General features: G+C 63.4%; 4 protein-coding genes and 1 pseudogene. All 5 read right to left on the bottom strand.

Annotated elements, in window-relative coordinates; all coding sequences use genetic code 11:
- Positions 1-181, bottom strand: a 181-nt coding sequence (locus tag LXT23_RS49445) for a hypothetical protein (RefSeq protein ID WP_253987550.1), incomplete at its 3' end; no start/stop codon positions are given.
- 233 nt (positions 182-414) lie between these two features.
- Positions 415-1143, bottom strand: coding sequence for a class I SAM-dependent methyltransferase (locus LXT23_RS49440; RefSeq protein WP_253987549.1), 729 nt, complete (start codon positions 1141-1143; stop codon positions 415-417).
- Between the two features lie 39 nt (positions 1144-1182).
- The gene (locus tag LXT23_RS49435) at positions 1183-1695 is read right to left on the bottom strand and encodes a hypothetical protein (RefSeq protein WP_253987548.1); all 513 of its coding nucleotides are present in this window, start codon (positions 1693-1695) and stop codon (positions 1183-1185) included.
- A gap of 201 nt (positions 1696-1896) precedes the next feature.
- The gene (locus LXT23_RS49430) at positions 1897-2451 is read right to left on the bottom strand and encodes a hypothetical protein (protein WP_253987547.1); all 555 of its coding nucleotides are present in this window, start codon (positions 2449-2451) and stop codon (positions 1897-1899) included.
- 54 nt (positions 2452-2505) lie between these two features.
- Positions 2506-2991, bottom strand: a pseudogene (locus LXT23_RS49425) (type VI secretion system tip protein VgrG); the annotation flags it as partial.

Here is a 2991-nt window from a genome sequence, read left to right as displayed (position 1 = left end):
GCGCGTCCTGGCCCACCAGGTCCGCCACCACCAGCGGCTCCCCGTCCAGCGCGAAGAAGTCCACCCGGAAGTCGTACAGCCGGCTCAGCCCCTCCGTGCCCGACAGCCCGGAGACCCCCAAGGCCTCGGGGCCGAGGGCTGCTATCTGCAGGGAAAACGCGGGTGCATTCTGTCGGGACATGTCTCCCCCTCTTCCGCCGGTGAGCCTTCACCGGGGCCGGGAACAAGAGCGAAATCCTACTACACCCGCCGTACGCGGACACGTGCTCTCCCCGGAAAGACCCTCTCGGGGCCCGAGGACACGGTGTAGGGGCATCGTCGCGGCGTCCGGGCGCTCACGGCGCGGCCCATCGGTCCGCGGGGCCGGGCGGTGTCCGTCTCCCAACCCCGTGGGTGTGGCGCCGCCTCACACGCTCAGGGGCGCTGGCACAGGAAGACGTCGTCGAGGGCGCCGTCGTCGTCGATGGGACGCTGGAGGGTGTCGACGCGGAAGCCGGCCTCGGAGAGCACGCGCCGCCAGGTCTCGCGAGGGAAGAGACCCTCGATGTGCCGGTCATGGACGGCCCGGACGGTGTCGCCCTCGCGCAGGAGGAAGGCGTACTCGGTGACGGTGGTGGTGTCCTCGGGGTGCGGGTCCCAGGACCAGATGAGGCCGCGGACGGCGCGGTGGCCCTGGTCCGCGGAGAGCATCTCCGAGGCATCCTCGAAGGTCTCCCGGTAGCAATCCGGCGCGAAGATGGCGGCGCCGCCGGGCCGGGTGTGGACGAAGGCCGTCCGTGCGGCGGCGAGCAGGTCCTCCTCGGTCAGCATGTACGTGATGGCGTCGTGGACGAGCACCACGTCGAACGTGCGTCCCAGGCGGAGCGTGCGCAGGTCCGCGAGGACGTGCTCGCAGTCGGGGTTCTGCGCGCGGCTCAGCGCCAGCATGTCCTCGGACAGGTCCGAGAGGGTGCAGGTGAAGCGACGCTTCAGGTGGAGCGCGTTGTTGCCAGCGCCCGCGCCGAGCTCCAGCAGGGTCTGCGGCCGCGGAGTCACCACGCGCTCGAACGCCGCCTGGTAACATCGGGCCTCGTCTTCATGGTCCTCAGGCGGATCGACCAGGAGGTACCAGGGAACGAGCTCGCCGTAGAGGAGGGAGTGCATGCGGGGTAGTTCTAGCACCCTCCACGGAACGGCCGACGCTCAACTCTCCCACCAGCTCCGCTGACAGATTGAGGAAAAGACATGATACCCGGTCGCCGTCTTGAAGTAGCGCAGGAGGAAGTACTGCGCCGAGCGCAATGACTCATGCTCCTGGAGCAGTGTCGAAACCTCGGCTGCACTCATGAACTGCTCGGAGAGCATGTAGAACCCTGGCAACGCGCGCTTGAATAGCGCACCATCGCGCAGTTCCGAAACGAGTTGCTGTGGCTCCAATGGCGTATAGGTAGCCGACCAACTCCGGCCGTGTGCACAAGCAGAGGCGCCGCACGCCGCGACATAGTCACACATGAACCGCTCGAGCCATTCCCCTTCAGCCATTCCTCCGGACTCGAGAAATGGAATCTGCGAATCGGTCTCGACTGCCAGGCAAGTCCCTCTGCTCTCCGTCCAGAAACAAAGGTAGATATCAGCGCGAATCGACAGGACATCGCAAGACACCGAAAACCCCTCCCAGCCGATGGAGGCCTCCAGCGCCTCCTCGTCACTCTTCACTCGCTGTTGTCTGCCCCACTCGGACTCAAGTGCGCCGGAGTCGGCATTTCTGACAAGTCGAAACAACTCACGCGGCCTGAAGCGATGCGTCTCTCGGAGCGCCCGACTTTGACTGAGAGCCTGCCCAACCGACTGCTTCACGGGCGACAACTGAAACCAACGAGGTGTACTCACGCAACCCCTCCCAAGCTCCGAAGCTCATCAGAACCCGACAAAGACGATCTCAAATCCAGCATCCCTCAGCGTCTCCAGCTTCCTGTCGTTCCGCTTCGAGTCAGGCACCTTATAGGAGACCTTGAATCCCCTCTCCAGAAGAGCCTTGTTGTTCAACATCTGGTCAGAGCCGTATGGGCTGTCCTGATTCTTGCATTCGGTGGAATTGTTTCGGGCCGACGCATGATCAAGCTCTCGCGACGCCCCGCACTTGATACAAACCGCCCGAACATAGTGAGAATCCCCCTTCATCTTGGCAGCCTTCTCCCTGGGCGTCACACCGCGGGAAATCTGCCTGCCATGGGTAATATGGCCCGCCGCGATGTTGTGCTCGACAGCAGCAACTTCGAATGGGTCATTACCTGCCTCCTTCATCTTTTCCACCCGCCTCAGTGGGTGCGCTTCGTCAGGGGCAACTTCAGGGAAATAAATGCGCTCGGCGTGTTCTCCTGGCGGGCACTTCTCCTCGGCCACTGGACTGGCAAAGGGCAAGTCTCCTCCACCCTGTATCTTCAGGACCTTGCCTGCCTTCAGTTTCGCCATGGAGCTCTCCTGAAATGGATGTGCCGTCAGACTGAACAGAACGCGAGTAGATACCTATCGACTGTCATCAAGAGTGATGGTCTTCCCAAAGAACCGGACCCTGCCTGACTTCTCAATCTGGATGGCCACTCTGCCATTCACGGCAATCGTGAACTTGTCGGCCTTCAGGTCGAAGGTCTTCGCCATCAAAGCGGCGTTGCCGTCGACGACTTCATAGGACTTCGCCCCCACTTCCACTTTGACGTCCTTGCCGGTGACGAGTGAGGCGGAGCCTTCGCCATCGACCCATGAATTGCCCCCAGTCTTGATACTCGCGTCTCCGACCACGGACTCCTGCCCCGACCCGGCCACTGCCACCCAGTACGCACCACCTACCGTCAGCGCACGTGCAGCCCCGGTGGCCTCGTTGTAGGCCAGGGCCACGTTGACGCTGTAGCCGCCGCCGATGGTGGTCGCCTTCGCCGCGCCCACGCTCTCCATGGTCCCCTGCGCCACCAGCACGGTGATGTTCTTGCCCACCGTCATCGCCTGGTTGCCCTC

The organism is Pyxidicoccus xibeiensis (assembly GCF_024198175.1).
In the GTDB taxonomy this organism is placed as follows: domain Bacteria; phylum Myxococcota; class Myxococcia; order Myxococcales; family Myxococcaceae; genus Myxococcus; species Myxococcus xibeiensis.
The sequence above is the reverse complement of the archived record's forward strand: the minus strand, read 5'-3'. Positions and strand labels throughout refer to the sequence as shown.

Excerpts from the sequence above, each read along its gene's own strand:
- LXT23_RS49440 (WP_253987549.1), bottom strand. The coding sequence starts at position 1,143 with ATGCACTCCCTCCTCTACGGCGAGCTCGTTCCCTGGTACCTCCTGGTC.
- LXT23_RS49430 (WP_253987547.1), bottom strand. The coding sequence starts at position 2,451 with ATGGCGAAACTGAAGGCAGGCAAGGTCCTGAAGATACAGGGTGGAGGA.